This window comes from Rhizobium sp. USDA 3886, assembly GCF_056279785.1.
Genome location: NZ_JBWCDC010000001.1, coordinates 664,453 through 682,296, shown reverse-complemented (window position 1 = coordinate 682,296; position 17,844 = coordinate 664,453). Strand labels below are relative to the sequence as shown.

The 17,844-nt window shown below is 59.5% G+C and carries 23 protein-coding genes and 1 pseudogene; 2 read left to right on the top strand and 22 right to left on the bottom strand.

Annotated features, from left to right (window positions below; all coding sequences use genetic code 11):
* Positions 1 to 41 precede the first annotated feature (41 nt).
* The 20 genes and pseudogenes from rpsH to rpsL form a co-directional block, all read right to left on the bottom strand.
* The gene (gene rpsH, locus ACZ9BX_RS03520) at positions 42 to 440 is read right to left on the bottom strand and encodes a 30S ribosomal protein S8 (RefSeq protein WP_022718381.1); all 399 of its coding nucleotides are present in this window, start codon (positions 438 to 440) and stop codon (positions 42 to 44) included.
* A gap of 12 nt (positions 441 to 452) precedes the next feature.
* Positions 453 to 758, bottom strand: a complete 306-nt coding sequence (rpsN, locus tag ACZ9BX_RS03515) for a 30S ribosomal protein S14 (protein WP_027509267.1) — start codon at positions 756 to 758, stop codon at positions 453 to 455.
* Between the two features lie 32 nt (positions 759 to 790).
* A complete protein-coding gene (gene rplE, locus ACZ9BX_RS03510) occupies positions 791 to 1,348 on the bottom strand; it encodes a 50S ribosomal protein L5 (protein ID WP_027509266.1) in 558 nt (185 codons plus the stop codon).
* Entirely contained in the window at positions 1,341 to 1,649 is a 309-nt protein-coding gene (gene rplX / locus ACZ9BX_RS03505) for a 50S ribosomal protein L24 (protein WP_027509265.1), read from the bottom strand. The genes rplE and rplX overlap by 8 nt, the downstream gene beginning before the upstream one ends.
* A 12-nt stretch (positions 1,650 to 1,661) precedes the next feature.
* On the bottom strand, positions 1,662 to 2,030 hold the full coding sequence (rplN, locus tag ACZ9BX_RS03500) for a 50S ribosomal protein L14 (protein ID WP_027509264.1): 369 nt from the start codon (positions 2,028 to 2,030) through the stop codon (positions 1,662 to 1,664).
* Positions 2,031 to 2,294: 264 nt separating this feature from the next.
* Positions 2,295 to 2,534, bottom strand: coding sequence for a 30S ribosomal protein S17 (gene rpsQ, locus ACZ9BX_RS03495; protein WP_003547557.1), 240 nt, complete (start codon positions 2,532 to 2,534; stop codon positions 2,295 to 2,297).
* 12 nt (positions 2,535 to 2,546) lie between these two features.
* Positions 2,547 to 2,747 (bottom strand): 50S ribosomal protein L29, encoded by a 201-nt coding sequence (rpmC, locus tag ACZ9BX_RS03490; protein ID WP_022718385.1) that lies wholly within the window; start codon positions 2,745 to 2,747, stop codon positions 2,547 to 2,549.
* 10 nt (positions 2,748 to 2,757) lie between these two features.
* Positions 2,758 to 3,171, bottom strand: a complete 414-nt coding sequence (gene rplP / locus ACZ9BX_RS03485; protein WP_022718386.1) for a 50S ribosomal protein L16 — start codon at positions 3,169 to 3,171, stop codon at positions 2,758 to 2,760.
* A gap of 36 nt (positions 3,172 to 3,207) precedes the next feature.
* Positions 3,208 to 3,927 carry a 30S ribosomal protein S3 gene (rpsC, locus tag ACZ9BX_RS03480; RefSeq protein ID WP_027509263.1) on the bottom strand — a complete coding sequence of 240 codons (720 nt, stop codon included), beginning with the start codon at positions 3,925 to 3,927 and terminating at the stop codon, positions 3,208 to 3,210.
* A pseudogene (gene rplV / locus ACZ9BX_RS03475) lies at positions 3,927 to 4,317 on the bottom strand (50S ribosomal protein L22). Before rplV ends, rpsC begins: the two are co-directional and overlap by 1 nt.
* 2 nt (positions 4,318 to 4,319) lie before the next feature.
* Entirely contained in the window at positions 4,320 to 4,598 is a 279-nt protein-coding gene (gene rpsS / locus ACZ9BX_RS03470; RefSeq protein WP_007531666.1) for a 30S ribosomal protein S19, read from the bottom strand.
* Positions 4,599 to 4,613: 15 nt separating this feature from the next.
* Complete coding sequence (rplB, locus tag ACZ9BX_RS03465; protein ID WP_132561723.1) at positions 4,614 to 5,450, bottom strand: 50S ribosomal protein L2; 837 nt, start codon at positions 5,448 to 5,450, stop codon at positions 4,614 to 4,616.
* An 11-nt stretch (positions 5,451 to 5,461) separates the two neighbouring features.
* On the bottom strand, positions 5,462 to 5,755 hold the full coding sequence (locus tag ACZ9BX_RS03460; protein ID WP_022718390.1) for a 50S ribosomal protein L23: 294 nt from the start codon (positions 5,753 to 5,755) through the stop codon (positions 5,462 to 5,464).
* Complete coding sequence (gene rplD, locus ACZ9BX_RS03455; RefSeq protein ID WP_027509259.1) at positions 5,752 to 6,372, bottom strand: 50S ribosomal protein L4; 621 nt, start codon at positions 6,370 to 6,372, stop codon at positions 5,752 to 5,754. The genes ACZ9BX_RS03460 and rplD overlap by 4 nt, the downstream gene beginning before the upstream one ends.
* A gap of 13 nt (positions 6,373 to 6,385) precedes the next feature.
* Positions 6,386 to 7,027 carry a 50S ribosomal protein L3 gene (rplC, locus tag ACZ9BX_RS03450; protein WP_027509258.1) on the bottom strand — a complete coding sequence of 214 codons (642 nt, stop codon included), beginning with the start codon at positions 7,025 to 7,027 and terminating at the stop codon, positions 6,386 to 6,388.
* A 34-nt stretch (positions 7,028 to 7,061) separates the two neighbouring features.
* Positions 7,062 to 7,370, bottom strand: a complete 309-nt coding sequence (gene rpsJ / locus ACZ9BX_RS03445; RefSeq protein ID WP_003547547.1) for a 30S ribosomal protein S10 — start codon at positions 7,368 to 7,370, stop codon at positions 7,062 to 7,064.
* A 260-nt stretch (positions 7,371 to 7,630) separates the two neighbouring features.
* Positions 7,631 to 8,806 (bottom strand): elongation factor Tu, encoded by a 1,176-nt coding sequence (tuf, locus tag ACZ9BX_RS03440; protein ID WP_027508614.1) that lies wholly within the window; start codon positions 8,804 to 8,806, stop codon positions 7,631 to 7,633.
* A 68-nt stretch (positions 8,807 to 8,874) separates the two neighbouring features.
* A complete protein-coding gene (gene fusA, locus ACZ9BX_RS03435) occupies positions 8,875 to 10,974 on the bottom strand; it encodes an elongation factor G (RefSeq protein WP_476215734.1) in 2,100 nt (699 codons plus the stop codon).
* A gap of 29 nt (positions 10,975 to 11,003) precedes the next feature.
* Complete coding sequence (gene rpsG, locus ACZ9BX_RS03430) at positions 11,004 to 11,474, bottom strand: 30S ribosomal protein S7 (RefSeq protein WP_027513646.1); 471 nt, start codon at positions 11,472 to 11,474, stop codon at positions 11,004 to 11,006.
* A 76-nt stretch (positions 11,475 to 11,550) separates the two neighbouring features.
* Positions 11,551 to 11,922 (bottom strand): 30S ribosomal protein S12, encoded by a 372-nt coding sequence (gene rpsL / locus ACZ9BX_RS03425; protein WP_022719193.1) that lies wholly within the window; start codon positions 11,920 to 11,922, stop codon positions 11,551 to 11,553.
* Positions 11,923 to 12,421: 499 nt separating this feature from the next.
* Between rpsL and ACZ9BX_RS03420 the strand changes: the two genes are divergently transcribed.
* Both ACZ9BX_RS03420 and ACZ9BX_RS03415 read left to right on the top strand, forming a co-directional pair.
* A complete protein-coding gene (locus tag ACZ9BX_RS03420) occupies positions 12,422 to 12,715 on the top strand; it encodes a transcriptional regulator (RefSeq protein ID WP_132561719.1) in 294 nt (97 codons plus the stop codon).
* Positions 12,716 to 12,724: 9 nt separating this feature from the next.
* On the top strand, positions 12,725 to 13,150 hold the full coding sequence (locus ACZ9BX_RS03415) for an NUDIX hydrolase (protein WP_476215732.1): 426 nt from the start codon (positions 12,725 to 12,727) through the stop codon (positions 13,148 to 13,150).
* 22 nt (positions 13,151 to 13,172) lie between these two features.
* Here ACZ9BX_RS03415 and ACZ9BX_RS03410 read toward each other — a convergent pair whose 3' ends face one another.
* Together ACZ9BX_RS03410 and rpoC are read right to left on the bottom strand one after the other, a co-directional pair.
* Positions 13,173 to 13,367: a hypothetical protein gene (locus tag ACZ9BX_RS03410; protein WP_476215730.1), complete on the bottom strand. Its 195-nt coding sequence runs from the start codon at positions 13,365 to 13,367 to the stop codon at positions 13,173 to 13,175.
* 157 nt (positions 13,368 to 13,524) lie between these two features.
* Positions 13,525 to 17,736, bottom strand: a complete 4,212-nt coding sequence (rpoC, locus tag ACZ9BX_RS03405; RefSeq protein ID WP_132561715.1) for a DNA-directed RNA polymerase subunit beta' — start codon at positions 17,734 to 17,736, stop codon at positions 13,525 to 13,527.
* Positions 17,737 to 17,844 lie beyond the last annotated feature (108 nt).

Sequence of the window (17,844 nt, the reverse complement as noted above, 5' to 3'; positions counted from 1 at the left end):
TTTCAATCCTGTCTGTTCGCTATGGAGATCCCTGCCCTGTCTTAGAAGACAGAGCAAAGAACCTCACCACCAACGTTCTGTTCGCGAGCCTGGTGATCGGCCATCACACCCTTCGGGGTCGAAAGGATGGTGATGCCGAGGCCGTTCGCGACCTGCGGAATGGACTTGACCGAGACATAAACCCGGCGGCCCGGCTTGGACACACGGCCGATCTCACGGATCACCGATGTGCCTTCGTAGTACTTCAGCTCGATGCTGAGTTCCGACTTGCCATTGCCGAAATCGACAACGGAATAGCCACGGATGTAGCCTTCGGACTGCAGAACATCAAGAACGCGTGCACGGAGCTTGGACGCAGGCGTCGAAACCGACGACTTGCGGCGGGAAGCGCCGTTGCGGATGCGAGTGAGCATATCGCCCAACGGATCAGTCATTGTCATCTAACCTGCTCCTTACCAGCTCGACTTGACGATGCCCGGCACCTTGCCGAGATTGCCCAGTTCACGCAGCGCGATACGCGACATGCGCAGTTTGCGGTAGTACGCGCGCGGGCGGCCCGATACTTCGCAACGGTTGCGAATGCGGGTCTTTGATCCATCGCGCGGCAGGGATGCCAGCTTGATCGAGGCCTTGAACCGCTCGTCGATCGGAAGAGACTGGTTCATGATGATCGCCTTCAGGGCTGCGCGCTTGGCAGCCTGATTTGCGACCGTAGTACGGCGGCGCTTGTTCTTTTCAACTGCGCTTGTCTTCGCCATGTCAGGTTCCTTTTCTACGCTCGTCGTTACGGTTACTGACGGAACGGGAAGTTGAACTCTGTCAGCAGAGCCCGCGCTTCGTCGTCCTTCGTTGCCGTCGTGCAAACGATGATGTCCATGCCCCACATCTGATCAACCTTGTCGTAGTTGATCTCAGGGAACACAATGTGTTCCTTGATGCCCATGGCGAAGTTGCCACGGCCGTCAAAGCTCTTCGGGTTCAGGCCGCGGAAGTCGCGAACGCGCGGAAGCGCGATGTTCACGAGACGGTCCAGGAACTCGTACATGCGGGCGCCGCGCAGGGTGACCTTGGCGCCGATCGGCATCTGCTCGCGGACCTTGAAGCCAGCGATGGAGTTGCGTGCACGGGTGATGACCGCCTTCTGGCCAGCGATCGCTGCCAGATCGGCTGCGGCAACCGTCGGCTTCTTCGAATCAGCCGTGGCTTCGCCAATACCCATGTTGATTACGATCTTGTCGAGCTTCGGAATCTGCATCTCATTGGCGTAGGAGAACTTCTCCTGCATCGCCTTGCGAATGCGCTCGACATATTCCTTCTTGAGCCGCGGCTCGTATTTTGCCTCAGCCATCGATCACATCTCCAGAACGCTTGGCCACACGGACCTTCTTGCCGTCAACGACCTTGAAACCGACGCGAGTCGGCTTGCCGTCCTTGTCGACGATTGCAACGTTTGACAGGTGAACCGAGGCTTCCTTGCTGATGATGCCGGCTTCCTGCGACTGCGTCTGGCGCTGATGGCGCTTGACGACGTTGACGCCACGGACGACCGCGCGATCTTCCTTCGGAAGAACCTGAAGGACTTCGCCGGTACGGCCCTTGTCCTTGCCTGCGAGCATGACGACCTTGTCGCCTTTACGAATCTTCTGCATCGTTCCCGCTCCTTACAGTACTTCGGGAGCCAGCGAGATGATCTTCATGTGGTTCTTGGCGCGAAGTTCGCGCGGAACCGGTCCGAAGATACGGGTGCCGATCGGCTCTTTCTTGTTGTCGATGAGGACTGCTGCATTCGTGTCGAAGCGGATGACACTGCCATCTACGCGACGGATTTCCTTGGCGGTACGAACAACCACCGCCTTCATCACGTCACCCTTCTTCACGCGGCCGCGCGGGATCGCTTCCTTGATCGAAACGACGATGACGTCGCCGATCGAGGCATACTTGCGCTTTGAGCCGCCCAGCACCTTGATGCACATGACACGACGCGCGCCGGAATTATCCGCGACGTCGAGGTTTGTTTGCATCTGAATCATATCAGGTCGCCTTCTTGTTTTACCGGAATGGTTGGGCTTTCGCCCCCTACCCCGGCTCATGAAAATTGTCAGCCCGCCGAACCCGCCTCAAGGACGGGTACAGACACGGCAATAGCTTGAATAGCGCGGGAAAAATCGTGCCAAGGTGGTTTCCCGACGGGACCTTCCATGCGCTCAAAGCAAAAGAACGCCCGGCATTCGAGCGTTCTGACGCTGCTTCATACAGAAATTTCAGCGAGACGCAAGGCCTCGCACAAAATTCTGTTACTTGCCCTGGGCGGAAATGACCGTCCAGCGCTTGTCCTTGGAGATCGGTGCGCATTCCTCGATGGATACGGTATCGCCGATCTTGTACTGGTTGTTTTCGTCGTGGGCCTTGTACTTCTTGGAACGACGAACGGTCTTCTGAAGCAGCGGGTGAGCGAAACGGCGCTCAACGCGAACTACGACAGTCTTCTCGTTCTTGTCGCCAACGACAACGCCCTGCAGAATGCGCTTCGGCATGTTCTTTTTCCTTTACGCCTTTGCTTCTGCCGCCTTCTGGCGGGCAATGGTTTTCACGCGGGCGATGTCCTTGCGGACTTCGTTGATGCGCGAGGACTTTTCGAGCTGGCCGGTTGCCTTCTGGAAGCGCAGGTTGAACTGCTCCTTCTTGAGGTTGGCGAGCTTGTCCTTGAGCTGATCGGCCGTGAGGCCGCGGACTTCTTCGGCTTTCATCTGCCTCTCCTTACTCTGCAATGCGCTGAACGAAACGCGTCTTGACCGAGAGTTTGGCCGAGCCGAGACGAAGCGCCTCGCGGGCGATTTCTTCGGTGACGCCGTCGATCTCGAACATCATTCGGCCAGGCTTGACCTTGCATGCCCAATATTCGACGGAGCCCTTACCCTTACCCATGCGGACTTCGGTCGGCTTTGCGGTTACCGGAACGTCCGGGAACACGCGGATCCATACACGGCCGGCGCGCTTCATGTAGCGCGTGATCGCGCGGCGGGCCGCTTCGATTTCACGTGCGTTGACGCGGTTGGGCTCCTGAGCCTTCAGGCCGAATTCACCGAAGGCGAGGTCGGAACCACCCTTGGCGACGCCCTTGATGCGGCCCTTGAATTGCTTGCGGTACTTGGTACGCTTTGGCTGCAACATTTTCTTATTCTCCGAACTTATCTGCCACCAACGCTATTAAGCGTTGTCGCGGCGACGATCGCGGTCACGGCTTGCCGGACCCTGAGCGTCACCCTCGAGTGCGCGGCGCTCGGAGGCCATCGGATCGTGCTCAAGGATTTCCCCCTTGAAGATCCAGACCTTGATGCCGCAGATGCCGAATGCGGTTTCGGCTTCAGCCGTACCGTAGTCGATGTCCGCACGCAGGGTGTGCAGCGGAACGCGGCCTTCGCGGTACCATTCGGTACGAGCGATTTCCGCACCGCCGAGACGGCCTGCGCAGGTGATCCTGATGCCTTCGGCGCCAAGACGCATTGCAGACTGAACAGCACGCTTCATGGCGCGGCGGAAGGCCACGCGGCGTTCCAGCTGCTGGGCGATCGACTGGGCGACGAGCGTTGCGTCGACTTCCGGCTTGCGCACTTCGACGATGTTGAGGTGCGTTTCCGAGTTCGTCATGTCCGACAGCTTCTTGCGGAGCTTGTCGATGTCTGCACCCTTCTTGCCGATGATCAGACCCGGACGAGCCGAGTGGATCGTGACGCGGCACTTCTTGTGCGGACGCTCGATGACGACCTTTGCAATACCAGCCTGCTTCAGTTCGCTCATGACGAACTTACGCATCTTCAGGTCTTCGTGCAGCAGCTGACCGTATTCGGCATTGTCCGCGAACCAGCGGCTATCCCAGGTACGGTTGATGCCAAGACGGAAACCGATTGGATTAATTTTCTGACCCATTATGCGGCCTCCTCTTGTGCCTGCACTTCGCGGACGACTATCGTCAGGTGCGCGAACGGCTTCTCGATGCGAGATGCACGGCCGCGGCCACGAGCGTGGAAGCGCTTCATGACGATCGACTTGCCGACATAGGCTTCCGCCACGACCAGCGAGTCAACGTCGAGATCATGGTTGTTCTCGGCGTTGGCGATCGCAGATTCGAGCGTCTTCCTGACGGCGCCTGCGATGCGCTTGCGGGAGAATTCCAGCTCAGCGAGTGCACGGTCAACCTTCTTGCCGCGGATGGTCGCAGCAACCAGGTTGAGCTTCTGTGGGCTGACGCGGAGCGTGCGGGCGACTGCTTGCGCCTCGTTGTCCTTCAGCCGCGCGTTCGGCTTTTGCCTTGCCCATTGTTACTTCCTCTTTGCCTTCTTGTCCGCACCGTGACCGTAATAGGTCCGGGTCGGAGAGAATTCACCGAATTTGTGGCCGACCATGTCTTCATTGACGCTGACCGGAACATGCTTGCTGCCGTTGTAGACGCCGAAGGTGAGACCGACGAACTGCGGCAGGATCGTGGAGCGACGGCTCCAGATCTTGATTACTTCTGCACGTCCGCCTTCACGAACCTTCTCAGCCTTCTTGAGAAGATAGCCGTCAACGAACGGACCTTTCCATACTGAACGAGCCATTGGAGACTTCCTCTCTTACTTCTTACGCTGATGACGCGAGCGCATGATCATCTTGTCGGTCGACTTGTTCGACCGGGTACGCTTGCCCTTGGTCGGCTTGCCCCACGGGCTAACCGGATGACGGCCACCCGAGGTGCGGCCTTCACCACCGCCGTGCGGATGGTCGACAGGGTTCATCACGACACCGCGGTTATGCGGACGCTTGCCGCGCCAGACAGTACGACCGGCCTTGCCATCATTGATGTTGCCGTGGTCCGGGTTCGAAACCGCACCGATCGTCGCCAGGCAGCTGCCGTGCACGAGGCGCTGTTCGCCGGAGTTGAGGCGAAGGATAGCCATGCCAGCGTCACGGCCGACGAGCTGTGCGTAACCGCCAGCCGAACGTGCGATCTGACCGCCCTTGCCCGGCTTCATTTCCACGTTGTGGATGATGGAGCCGACCGGGATGAACTGCAGCGGCATGGTGTTGCCGGGCTTCACGTCGACAGCCTTCTCCGAAGCGATAACCTTGTCGCCGGCAGCAAGGCGCTGCGGAGCGAGGATATAGGCCTTTTCGCCGTCGGCGTAGGTGACGAGCGCGATGAACGCGGTGCGGTTCGGGTCGTATTCGATACGCTCGACGGTGCCTTCGACGTCGAACTTGCGACGCTTGAAGTCGACCAGACGATACGTACGCTTGTGACCGCCGCCGATGAAGCGGGCCGTGATGCGGCCGAGGTTGTTACGACCGCCGCTCTTCGTCAGGCCTTCCGTCAACGCCTTGACCGGCTTGCCCTTGTAGAGCGAGGAGCGATCGACGATGACCAGCTGGCGCTGGCTCGGGGTTGTAGGATTGAATGTTTTCAATGCCATTTTTTTATTCCTCAGAGACCGGTGGAGACGTCGATCGTCTGGCCTTCAGCCAGAGTGACGACAGCCTTCTTCACGTCCTTCTGCTTGCCGACAAAACCGCGGAAACGCTTGGTCTTGCCCTTGCGGAGCAGAGTGTTGACGGCCGTGACCTTGACGCCGAAGAGCGCCTCGACTGCAGCCTTGATTTCCGGCTTCGTGGCCGCCTTGGCGACGTTGAAAACAACCTGGTTGTTTTCCGATACCAGCGTGGACTTTTCGGTGATCGCCGGCGAGACGATCACATCATAGTGGCGAAGATCGGTCACTTGAATCGCTCCTCTAGCGCTTCAACGGCTGCCTTGGAAAGCACGAGCTTGCCGCGGCGCACGATGTCGTAAACGTTGATGCCCTGGATCGGCAGAACATCGATGTTCGGGATGTTCTTGGCTGCAAGCTTGAAGTTGCCATCAAGCTCAGCGCCGCCGATGAAGAGCGCATTGGTCAGGCCCAGCGTCTCGAAAACGGAGGCGAGAGCCTTGGTCTTTGCTTCAGCTGCGACTAGGTTGTCGATGACGATGACATCATCGGACTTCAGTTTTGCCGACAGAGCGAGACGCAGGCCGAGAGCGCGAACCTTCTTCGGAAGGTCGTGTTCGTGGCTGCGAACAACCGGGCCGTGAGCCTTGCCACCGCCGCGGAACTGCGGAGCGCGAGCTGAATGGTGACGAGCGCGGCCCGTACCCTTCTGCTTGTACATCTTGGCGCCGGTGCGCCAGACTTCGGCGCGGCCCTTGGTCTTGTGCGTGCCCTGCTGCTTCTTGGCAAGCTGCCAGCGGATAACGCGGGCGAGAATGTCTTCGCGGGGCTCAAGGCCGAAAATCGCATCAGAAAGAGAAACCTTCCCTGCGTCTTTTCCCTCGAGGGTCTTGACGTTGAATTCCATTGGTCCGGCTCCCTTACTTCGCTGCCGACTTGACGGCATCGCGCACGATGATCCAGGCACCCTTGGAACCGGGTACTGCACCCTTGATCAGGATCAGACCGCGATCTTCATCGGTCGAAACCACTTCCAGGTTCTGAGTCGTTACGCGCGTCTGGCCCATGTGACCAGCCATCTTCTTGTTCTTGAAAACCTTGCCCGGATCCTGGCGCGAACCCGTCGAACCATGCGAGCGGTGCGAAACGGACACACCGTGCGTGGCGCGCAGACCGCCGAAGCCGTGGCGCTTCATGGCGCCGGCAAAGCCCTTACCGATGGTCGTACCCGTCACGTCGACAAGCTGACCTGCAGCGAAGTGACCAGCCTTGATCTCCGTGCCGACTTCCAGCAGGTTGTCTTCCGTCACGCGGAATTCAGCAAGCTTGGCCTTCGGCTCGACGTTGGCAACGGCAAAGTTGCCGCGCATCGCCTTGGACGTGTTTTTAACCTTCGCCTGGCCAGCACCGAGCTGAACTGCGGTATAGCCATTCTTTTCGACGGTGCGCGTAGAAACGACCTGGCAGCCTTCCATACGCAATACCGTTACCGGGACATGCTCGCCGGCGTCGTTGTAGACGCGGGTCATTCCCACCTTCTGTGCAATCACACCTGAACGCATCGGTTCAATCCTTCCAAATCCGCTCGAGCCAGGCTCAGAGCTTGATCTCAACATCGACACCGGCGGCGAGATCGAGCTTCATCAGCGCGTCTACCGTCTGCGGGGTCGGGTCTACGATGTCGAGGAGGCGCTTATGCGTGCGCATCTCGAACTGCTCGCGGCTCTTCTTGTCGATGTGCGGGGACCGGTTGACCGTAAACTTCTCGATGCGGGTCGGAAGCGGAACGGGGCCCCGGACACTTGCGCCGGTGCGCTTCGCCGTCGACACAATCTCGCGCGTGGAAGCATCGAGAATTCGGTGATCGAACGCCTTCAGGCGAATGCGGATATTTTGGCCGTTCATTCGACGTTATCCTTGTCTTTGTTACTCCGCGTGCCAGCAAAACGGCACGGGCTGTTCTTCTTTTCCTAAGGCGGACCACCGGTTTCAAAGATCGAAGGGGACACCGAAACGACGTCCCTTTCCAGTCTCCGGGCCTTAAGGCCCACCTTATCTGTTCATTGCCTGCTTCGAAGCCGAAGCAGAAGCAAATCGCGCTCGCGCGCCATTTGCTACATTTTTATGTCATAAGCAAGCGGCCCTGAGGCCGCTTGCTTAAAAGATTACTCGACGATGCTGGCGACGATGCCGGCGCCGACGGTGCGGCCGCCTTCGCGGATGGCAAAGCGCAGCTTTTCTTCCATGGCGATCGGCACGATCAGCTCGACGTCAACCGTGACGTTGTCGCCCGGCATCACCATTTCCGTGCCTTCCGGCAGCGTCACGATGCCCGTCACGTCCGTCGTGCGGAAGTAGAACTGCGGGCGGTAGTTCGTGAAGAACGGCGTATGACGGCCGCCTTCTTCCTTCGTCAGGATGTAAGCTTCAGCCTTGAACTTCTTGTGCGGCTTCACCGAACCCGGCTTGCACAGAATCTGGCCGCGCTCGACGCCGTCACGGTTCACGCCGCGGATCAGCGCGCCGATGTTGTCGCCGGCCTGGCCCTGGTCGAGCAGCTTGCGGAACATTTCAACGCCGGTCACCGTCGTCTTCGAGGTCGGGCGGATGCCGACGATTTCGACTTCCTCGCCAACCTTGACGATGCCGCGCTCGACGCGACCGGTGACGACCGTGCCGCGGCCCGAGATCGAGAACACGTCTTCGATCGGCATCAGGAACGGCTGGTCGATCGGACGCTCCGGCGTCGGGATGTAGGCGTCGACCTGGGCCATCAGCTCGCGGATCGCGTCTTCGCCGATCGTCTTGTCAGAATCTTCAAGTGCGGCCAGCGCCGAACCCTTGACGACCGGGATGTCGTCGCCCGGGAAGTCGTAGGACGACAGAAGTTCGCGCACTTCCAGCTCGACGAGCTCGAGAAGCTCGGCGTCGTCAACCTGGTCGACCTTGTTCAGGAACACGACGATCGCCGGAACGCCGACCTGGCGGGCGAGCAGGATGTGTTCGCGGGTCTGCGGCATCGGGCCGTCAGCAGCCGAGCACACCAGGATCGCACCGTCCATCTGTGCCGCACCGGTGATCATGTTCTTCACGTAGTCGGCGTGCCCGGGGCAGTCGACGTGCGCGTAGTGGCGGGCAGCCGTCTCGTATTCGACGTGCGCCGTCGAGATCGTGATGCCGCGGGCCTTTTCTTCCGGTGCAGCGTCGATCTGGTCATACGCCTTGTATTCGCCGAAATACTTCGTGATCGCCGCCGTCAGAGACGTCTTGCCGTGGTCAACGTGGCCGATCGTGCCGATGTTAACGTGCGGCTTGTTGCGCTCAAACTTACTCTTTGCCATTTCCGGCTCTCCATTCTGCTAGTCCCCGAAGGGATCTAATTCTTGTTATCGGTCAATTGGTATTCCGGTCACTTCTGACCGGAATACTTTGCCTGGATTTCAGTTGCGACGTTCGACGGGACCGGCGCGTAGTGATCGAAGGTCATCGTGTACTGAGCACGGCCCTGCGACATGGAGCGCAGGTTGTCGACGTACTTGAACATGTTCGCCAGCGGAACGTTGGCGTTGATGACGACAGCGATACCGCGGCTCTCCTGGCCCTGGATCTGACCACGGCGGGAGTTCAGGTCACCGATGACGTCGCCGACGTAATCTTCCGGCGTGACGACTTCGACCTTCATCATCGGCTCGAGCAGCTGAGCGCCCGACTTCTTCGCTGCTTCACGGAAGCAGGCGCGGGAAGCGATTTCGAACGCGAGCACGGACGAGTCGACGTCGTGGTAGGCACCGTCGATGAGCGTCGCCTTGACGCCGAGCATCGGGAAGCCAGCCAACGGACCAGAGGACAGAACGCTTTCGATGCCCTTCTGGACGCCCGGGATGTATTCCTTCGGAACAGCACCGCCGACGATCTTGGACTCGAACTTGAAGTCGTCGCCTTCCGGGTTCGGTTCGAAGACGATCTTGACGCGTGCGAACTGGCCGGTACCACCTGACTGCTTCTTGTGCGTGTAGTCTTCTTCGTGCTTCTTCGTGATCGTTTCGCGGTAGGCAACCTGCGGCGCACCGACGGTCGCTTCAACCTTGAACTCGCGACGCATGCGGTCGACGATGATGTCGAGGTGAAGTTCACCCATGCCGGCGATGATCGTCTGACCCGATTCCTGGTCCGTCTTCACACGGAAGGACGGATCTTCGGCAGCCAGACGGTTGAGCGCAAGGCCCATCTTTTCCTGGTCGCCCTTGGTCTTCGGCTCGATGGCGATCTGGATGACCGGCTCGGGGAATTCCATGCGCTCGAGGATAACCGGCTTCAGCGGATCGCAGAGCGTATCGCCAGTCGTGGTTTCCTTGAGGCCTGCGAGCGCGACGATGTCGCCGGCGAAGGCTTCTTCGATGTCTTCGCGTGAGTTGGAGTGCATCTGCAGCATGCGGCCGACGCGCTCGCGCTTGTCCTTGACCGTATTCATGACCGACGCGCCCTTCTCGAGCTTGCCGGAGTAGATGCGGGCGAACGTGAGCGAACCGACGAAGGGGTCGTTCATGATCTTGAAGGCGAGCATGGAGAGCGGTTCGCTGTCATCGGGGTGACGCTCGATTTCAGCTTCCGTCTTCACGTCGATACCCTTGATCGCCGGAATGTCGAGCGGCGACGGCAGGTAATCGACAACTGCGTCGAGCAGCGGCTGAACGCCCTTGTTCTTGAAGGCCGTACCGCAGAACATCGGATGGAACTTGACGTCGATGGTGCCGCGGCGAACGAGCGCGCGGATCTGATCGTTGTCGGGCATGTTGCCTTCGAGGTAGGCTTCCATCGCGGCCTCGTCGATCTCAACAACCGTCTCGATCAGCTTTTCACGATATTCTTCAGCCTTGACCTTCATGTCTTCCGGAATTTCGACGACGTCCCACTGCGCGCCGAGCGACTCGTCGCGCCAGATGAGAGCGTTCATCTCGATCAGGTCGACAACGCCCTTGAATTCCGTCTCTGCGCCGATCGGCAGCTGCATGACGACAGCCGTTGCGCCGAGACGTGTCTTGATCATCTCGACCGAGCGATAGAAGTCCGCACCGGTCTTGTCCATCTTGTTGCAGAAGATCATGCGCGGAACATTGTACTTCTCGGCCTGGCGCCAGACGGTTTCCGTCTGCGGCTCGACACCGGCGTTGGCGTCGAGAAGCGCAATGGCACCATCGAGAACGCGCAGCGAACGCTCGACTTCGATGGTGAAGTCGACGTGGCCAGGGGTGTCGATGATGTTGAAGCGGCGCGTCTTGCCGTCACGGCCCTTCCAGTAGGTCGTGGTAGCCGCGGACGTGATCGTGATGCCACGCTCCTGCTCCTGCTCCATCCAGTCCATCGTGGCTGCGCCGTCGTGGACTTCGCCGATCTTGTGCGACTTACCGGTGTAGTAAAGAATACGCTCGGTGGTCGTGGTCTTGCCGGCGTCGATGTGCGCCATGATACCGAAATTGCGGTAGTCTTCGATTTTATATTCGCGGGCCATTGTGGACTGCCTTTCGATACCGTGCGGAATTACCAGCGATAGTGCGAGAATGCACGGTTGGCGTCAGCCATCTTGTGCGTGTCTTCGCGCTTCTTAACGGCACTGCCGCGGTTGTTGGATGCATCGAGAAGCTCGCCCGAAAGGCGGTCAACCATGGTCGTTTCGTTGCGCTTGCGGGCAGCAGCGATGAGCCAGCGAATGGCGAGAGCCTGACGGCGCTCCGGACGGACGTCGACCGGGACCTGGTAGGTCGCACCACCAACGCGGCGCGAGCGGACTTCAACGTGCGGGGCTATGTTGTCGAGCGCAGCATGGAAAACCGTAACCGGCTCCTGCTTGGACTTGCCCTGCACGACGTCGAATGCGCCGTATACGATGTTTTCAGCAACGGACTTCTTGCCGTCGAGCATGATGGCATTCATGAACTTCGTGACAACCAGATCGCCGAACTTCGGGTCCGGGTTGATCTCGCGCTTTTCTGCTCTGTGACGTCGGGACATACTTCTCGTCTCTTCAACTGTTAAGGCGCTTTACCACGCGGAGAACCTCGCGCAGCGCCGGAAAACCAAAACCGAATTACTTCGGACGCTTCGCACCGTACTTCGAACGGCGCTGCTTGCGGTTCTTGACACCCTGGGTATCGAGAACGCCGCGGATGATGTGGTAACGGACACCCGGAAGGTCCTTCACGCGGCCGCCACGGATCATGACGACGGAGTGCTCCTGAAGGTTGTGGCCTTCGCCGGGGATGTAACCAATGACTTCGAAGCCGTTGGTGAGGCGGATCTTGGCAACCTTACGCAGAGCCGAGTTCGGCTTCTTCGGCGTCGTGGTGTAGACGCGGGTGCAAACGCCGCGCTTCTGCGGGTTTTCCTGCAGTGCAGGAACCTTGTTACGCTTTACACTTGCCTGGCGAGGCTTGCGGATCAGCTGGTTTACGGTAGGCATTCAACCATCCCTTACGTTTATCTTTCAAACCCTTGCGGGCGTAACTCGCGCCGTCTCCGGCAAGATCACACGACTGTCGTCAATGCGCAAAATGTGGCCCGATCTGCTTGCGCAGATGGACCACCGAAGGCAGAGGACGCAAAAAAGACATGCGTCATGCGTGCAGGCATCATATCTTCAACGTGCGTTTCGAACCTTGTTTGAGGAGAACTCCAAGGCGAGACGCCTCAGACAGCCATGCCTCACATGGGTTCCGATGGCGCGGGTACTACTGGTTTCCCGCAGGTTCGTCAAGGCCGGTTAAGAAATAATCTTCGGCGGATCGCCTTGAAACCCGGGCTCCGTGCGCTCTTTGAAGGCTTTTAGACGAAATGGACGCCGCATGCCAAGTTGAACTTGGGCATCGCAGCAAAAACGGCTAAGGAATCAGCGATCGCGGGCTGCACGCCTGTCAAAGCAGATTCGCGTTTTCGAATCGCCAGAGCCAAAGGACCGATGAATGATCGAAAAGCCTGATAACGACAATAATAGCGTGGGCCCGATGATCTTCATCATCATCGGCAAGGGATACGAGTCTGACGGCGCCGAGGGCGTTGACCTGCATGTGATGCTGAAGGCGGCCGACGACGACAGCGCGGTGCGCGAGGCGCTGAACGCGCTTGCCGAAGAGGGCTTCATCGAAGCCGACCTCGACCAGATCGGCATGCTGACCGACGTGCCGGACGAAGAGCCGCATGCGTCGGCCTACCAGGGCGCGCTCGACGGCGAAGTCGCGATCATCCGCTTCAACTGAGAGGTGACCATGCCGGATGCGCACAAGGTGCTGATCTACGCCACCTGGCGCGGCCGGCTCCTGGTTTTCGACGAGCCGGATTTTCCGGAGATCAAACTGCAGGTTAAGGGCGGGACAGTCGAACGCGGCGAAGACCTTGCTCAAGCGGCGGCCCGCGAATTCGCCGAGGAAACAGGTCTTGCGCCGAGCAACCCTCTTCGTCCGCTTGCAATCGACGATTATCGCTTCATCAAGAACGGCACCACCATCTGCCACCGGCGGCATTATTATCATGCAGCTCTAGCAGACCCCTACCCCGACACCTGGCTTCATCACGAAATGACGCCATTCGACGGCGGCAAGCCGATTCTGTTTCGCTTCTTCTGGATGGACATAGCGTCGGCAAAGACCAAGCTCGGTTACGGAATGCAGAATTGCATCATCCAGCTTCCCTAACTCATCCGCGTCTAAGATCGCGTCATAGTTTATTGCACTCTTGAAGACGTGCAGAATATGTACGTCCCACGAGGCCTTTATAACGATCCTTCAGCTCGGCAAAAATGTCCCCTGCCGGTCGAACACGACCAGCTTCGATGTCGGCCATCGCGCGGGCCAAAGCGGCATCGAGCAATTTCTCCCGTTCGTTGACAAGGCGCGCGCCCTTCTGAGCCATGTGAACTACCTCCATAAGTTACTATGGTGCCGACCCGGTAATCGTTACCAACCAAAAAGGAGAACCGTCCCCGGCGTTCATGCTCTGGCGAATCCAAACAAAAAAACCGCCCGGATCACTCCGGGCGGTTTTTCAATTCTAGGGCCGAGGCCGCCGGTTATTCGCCAGCAGGGGCATTCTCGCTGGCCATGTCCTGGAGCATCGGGGTTGCGGCATCCGCGCCCGTGCCCTTGCGGCGCTCTTCGAGGATCATCTCGTCGCGCGACGTGGCGATGCGGCGGATCGCCGTCATGGTGCCGCCCGTACCGGCCGGGATGAGGCGGCCGACGATGACGTTTTCCTTGAGACCCTGCAGGCCGTCAGTCTTGCCGGCGATCGCAGCTTCCGTCAGCACCTTCGTCGTTTCCTGGAAGGAAGCGGCGGAGATGAAGGACGGCGTCTGCAGCGACGCCTTGGTGATGCCGAGAAGAACCGGATCGCCATAGGCAGGCTTCTTGCCCTGTTCGATCAGGCCGTCGTTGACGTCCTCAAGCTCGATACGGTCGACATTGTCGCCGACGATATAGGTCGAGTCGCCCGCATCGGTGATTTCCACCTTCTGCAGCATCTGACGGACAATCACCTCGATGTGCTTGTCGTTGATGACAACGCCCTGCAAGCGGTAGACTTCCTGGATTTCGTTGACGAGATAGGAAGCCAAAGCCTCCACGCCCTTGATCGCCAGGATGTCGTGCGGTGCCGGGTTACCGTCGAGGATGTAGTCACCCTTTTCGATATAGTCGCCTTCCTGAAGGTGGAAGGGCTTGCCCTTCGGGATCAGGTATTCGACAGGCTCGACACCGTCTTCCGCCGGCTCGATGATAACGCGGCGCTTGTTCTTGTAGTCGCGGCCGAGGCGGATCGTACCATCGATCTCAGCGATGATGGCATGGTCTTTCGGACGGCGGGCTTCGAACAGTTCGGCGACACGCGGCAGACCGCCGGTGATGTCCTTGGTCTTGGCGCTTTCCAGCGGCGAACGTGCAAGCACGTCGCCCTGGGACACCTTCTGGCCCGGCTCGACCGAAAGGATTGCCTCGACCGAGAGCAGGAAGCGGGCATCGCCGCCGCGCGAAAGCTTCGCGACGTTGCCGCTTGCGTCCTTGATGACGATTGCCGGCTTGAGGTCGGAACCACGCGGCGTCGAACGCCAGTCGATGACCTGACGCTTGGTGATACCGGTGGCTTCGTCGGTCGCTTCGAGAACGGAGAGACCGTCGACAACGTCTTCGAACTGAACGGTACCGGCCAGTTCCGTCATTATCGGGCGGGTGTACGGATCCCACTCAGCCAGACGCTGGCCGCGCTTCACCTTGTCGCCCTCGTCGACATAGAGCTTCGAACCGTAGGCGACGCGCTGCGAGGAGCGCTCAACGCCACGCTCGTCCAGGATCTGGACGGTCATGTTGCGGCCCATGGCAACGAGGATGCCCTCGGAGTTGCGCAGAAGGTTGCGGTTCTTGATCTGAACCGTGCCTTCATACGAAGCTTCCAGGAACGACTGGTCGACCACGGTTGCCGTGCCGCCAAGGTGGAAGGTACGCATGGTGAGCTGCGTGCCGGGCTCGCCGATCGACTGAGCCGCGATGACGCCGACTGCTTCGCCCATGTTGACCGGCGTACCGCGCGCGAGGTCGCGGCCGTAGCAGACCGAGCAGACGCCCGTCTGGATTTCGCAGGTCAGTGCCGAACGGATGCGGATCGACTGGATACCAGCCTTTTCGATCTCGACGACATCGGGCTCGAGGATCATCCTGCCGGCATCGACGATGCGCTCGCCCGTGACCGGGTGATCGATGTTGTCGAGCGCCGTACGGCCGAGGATACGTGCGCCGATCGAGGCGACGACCTGACCGGCATCGACGATGGCGGTCATGGTGAGGCCCTTGTCGGTGCCGCAATCCACGGAGTTGACGATGCAATCCTGCGCGACATCGACAAGACGGCGGGTGAGGTAGCCCGAGTTTGCCGTCTTCAAGGCGGTGTCTGCCAGACCCTTGCGGGCGCCGTGCGTCGAGTTGAAGTACTCGTTGACGGTCAGGCCTTCCTTGAAGTTCGAGATGATCGGCGTTTCGATGATCTCGCCCGAGGGCTTGGCCATCAGGCCGCGCATGCCGCCCAGCTGACGCATCTGGTTCGGCGAACCGCGGGCGCCGGAGTGGCTCATCATGTAGATCGAGTTCATCGGCTTCTGACGGCCGGTTGCCTCGTCGAATTCGATGGCCTTAATGCGGGCCATCATTTCTTCGGCGACCTTCTCGGTGGCCTTGCCCCAGGCGTCGACCACCTTGTTGTACTTTTCGCCCTGGGTGATGAGACCGTCGTTGTACTGCTGCTCGTATTCCTTCACGAGCGCTTCGGTATCGCCGACGATCTTCACCTTGGTATCCGGGATCACCATGTCGTCCTTGCCGAACGAGATGCCGGCGCGGCAGGCATGCGAGAAACCGAGCTGCATGATGCGGTCGCAGAAAATGACCGTGTCCTTCTGCCCGCAATGACGGTAGACCGTGTCGATCATCTTGGAGATGTTCTTCTTGGTCATTTCCTGGTTGCAGATGTCGAAAGGCACCTTGCCGTTCTTCGGCAGCAGTTCGCCGATGAGCAGGCGGCCAGGCGTCGTTTCATAGATCTTGGAGTACGGCTTGCCGTCCTCGCCGATCGACTTGAAGCGGCCGCGGATCTTGGTGTGCAGCGTCACGACCTTGCTTTCGAGAGCATGATGCAACTCGCCGAGGTCCGAGAAGGCCATGCCTTCGCCCGGCTCGTTCTGGTTCATGATCGAGAGGTAGTAGAGGCCGAGAACCATGTCCTGCGACGGAACGATGATCGGTGCACCGTTTGCCGGGTGCAGGATGTTGTTCGTCGACATCATCAGGACGCGGGCTTCGAGCTGGGCTTCGAGCGACAGCGGCACGTGAACGGCCATCTGGTCGCCGTCGAAGTCGGCGTTGAAGGCAGTGCAGACGAGCGGATGCAGCTGGATCGCCTTGCCCTCGACCAGGATGGGCTCGAAGGCCTGGATGCCCAGGCGGTGCAGCGTCGGTGCGCGGTTCAGGAGAACCGGATGCTCGCGGATAACCTCGTCGAGGATATCCCAGACTTCCGGCTTTTCCTTCTCGACCAGCTTTTTCGCCTGCTTGACGGTCGAGGAGTAACCCTTGGCGTCGAGGCGGGCATAGATGAACGGCTTGAAGAGTTCGAGCGCCATCTTCTTCGGCAGGCCGCACTGGTGCAGCTTCAGTTCCGGACCGGTCACGATGACGGAACGGCCGGAATAGTCGACGCGCTTACCGAGCAGGTTCTGGCGGAAGCGGCCCTGCTTGCCCTTTAGCATGTCGGAGAGCGACTTCAGCGGGCGCTTGTTGGCGCCCGTGATGACACGGCCGCGGCGGCCGTTGTCGAACAGCGCGTCAACGGATTCCTGCAGCATACGCTTTTCGTTGCGGATGATGATACCCGGCGCACGAAGCTCGATCAGGCGCTTCAGACGGTTGTTACGGTTGATGACACGGCGATAGAGATCGTTGAGGTCCGACGTCGCGAAACGGCCGCCATCGAGCGGAACGAGCGGACGCAGGTCCGGCGGAATCACCGGAACGACCTTCATGATCATCCATTCCGGACGATTGCCGGATTCCATGAAGTTCTCGACGATCTTCAAGCGCTTCATCAGCTTCTTCTGCTTGAGATCCGACGTGGTGTCGGCAAGCTCGGAACGCAGATCGCCGGCGATCTTCTCGAGGTTCATCGAGGCGAGCATCTCGTAGATGGCTTCAGCGCCGATCATCGCCGTGAACTGGTCTTCGCCATATTCGTCGACGGCGAGCATATACTCTTCTTCCGAGAGGAGCTGATGCTCCTTGAGGGCAGTGAGGCCCGGCTCGGTGACGATGTAGTTTTCGAAGTAGAGGACGCGCTCGACATCCTTCAGCGTCATGTCGAGCAGCGTGGAAATGCGGCTCGGCAGCGACTTCAGAAACCAGATGTGGGCAACGGGCGCGGCAAGCTCGATATGGCCCATGCGCTCGCGGCGAACGCGCGACAGCGTGACTTCGACGCCGCACTTTTCGCAGATGATGCCCTTGTACTTCATGCGCTTGTACTTGCCGCAAAGGCACTCGTAGTCCTTGATCGGCCCGAAGATGCGCGCGCAGAAGAGACCGTCGCGTTCCGGCTTGAACGTGCGGTAGTTGATGGTTTCCGGCTTCTTGATCTCACCGTAGGACCAGGAAAGGATCTTCTCCGGAGAGGCGATCGAAATCCGGATGGAGTCGAAATTCTGTGCAGGCACCTGCGGATTGAAAAGATTCATGACCTCTTGGTTCATGCCTGTCTCCTTCATGGGCGAATGCGCCCTTGGCTTGCGATGGTCGGCGGCAAATCCCGGGAGCCGCGCCAACGCTCAAAACGACAATAACCGCACAATGCGGCAGAA

Coding starts and splice junctions, on each gene's coding strand:
- ACZ9BX_RS03410 (WP_476215730.1), bottom strand. CDS start 13,367: ATGGCTCAGAAGGGCGCGCGCCTTGTCAACGAACGGGAGAAATTGCTC.
- rpsN (WP_027509267.1), bottom strand. CDS start 758: ATGGCGAAGACAAGCGCAGTTGAAAAGAACAAGCGCCGCCGTACTACG.
- rpsC (WP_027509263.1), bottom strand. CDS start 3,927: ATGGGTCAGAAAATTAATCCAATCGGTTTCCGTCTTGGCATCAACCGT.
- rplC (WP_027509258.1), bottom strand. CDS start 7,027: ATGCGTTCAGGTGTGATTGCACAGAAGGTGGGAATGACCCGCGTCTAC.
- rpoC (WP_132561715.1), bottom strand. CDS start 17,736: ATGAACCAAGAGGTCATGAATCTTTTCAATCCGCAGGTGCCTGCACAG.
- fusA (WP_476215734.1), bottom strand. CDS start 10,974: ATGGCCCGCGAATATAAAATCGAAGACTACCGCAATTTCGGTATCATG.
- rpsL (WP_022719193.1), bottom strand. CDS start 11,922: ATGCCTACCGTAAACCAGCTGATCCGCAAGCCTCGCCAGGCAAGTGTA.
- rpsQ (WP_003547557.1), bottom strand. CDS start 2,534: ATGCCGAAGCGCATTCTGCAGGGCGTTGTCGTTGGCGACAAGAACGAG.
- tuf (WP_027508614.1), bottom strand. CDS start 8,806: ATGGCAAAGAGTAAGTTTGAGCGCAACAAGCCGCACGTTAACATCGGC.
- ACZ9BX_RS03415 (WP_476215732.1), top strand. CDS start 12,725: ATGCCGGATGCGCACAAGGTGCTGATCTACGCCACCTGGCGCGGCCGG.
- rpsJ (WP_003547547.1), bottom strand. CDS start 7,370: ATGAACGGCCAAAATATCCGCATTCGCCTGAAGGCGTTCGATCACCGA.
- rpmC (WP_022718385.1), bottom strand. CDS start 2,747: ATGAAAGCCGAAGAAGTCCGCGGCCTCACGGCCGATCAGCTCAAGGAC.
- rplE (WP_027509266.1), bottom strand. CDS start 1,348: ATGGCTGAGGCAAAATACGAGCCGCGGCTCAAGAAGGAATATGTCGAG.
- rplN (WP_027509264.1), bottom strand. CDS start 2,030: ATGATTCAGATGCAAACAAACCTCGACGTCGCGGATAATTCCGGCGCG.
- rpsG (WP_027513646.1), bottom strand. CDS start 11,474: ATGTCCCGACGTCACAGAGCAGAAAAGCGCGAGATCAACCCGGACCCG.
- rplB (WP_132561723.1), bottom strand. CDS start 5,450: ATGGCATTGAAAACATTCAATCCTACAACCCCGAGCCAGCGCCAGCTG.
- rplX (WP_027509265.1), bottom strand. CDS start 1,649: ATGCAGAAGATTCGTAAAGGCGACAAGGTCGTCATGCTCGCAGGCAAG.
- rpsH (WP_022718381.1), bottom strand. CDS start 440: ATGACAATGACTGATCCGTTGGGCGATATGCTCACTCGCATCCGCAAC.
- rpsS (WP_007531666.1), bottom strand. CDS start 4,598: ATGGCTCGTTCAGTATGGAAAGGTCCGTTCGTTGACGGCTATCTTCTC.
- rplP (WP_022718386.1), bottom strand. CDS start 3,171: ATGTTGCAGCCAAAGCGTACCAAGTACCGCAAGCAATTCAAGGGCCGC.
- rplD (WP_027509259.1), bottom strand. CDS start 6,372: ATGGAATTCAACGTCAAGACCCTCGAGGGAAAAGACGCAGGGAAGGTT.
- ACZ9BX_RS03420 (WP_132561719.1), top strand. CDS start 12,422: ATGATCGAAAAGCCTGATAACGACAATAATAGCGTGGGCCCGATGATC.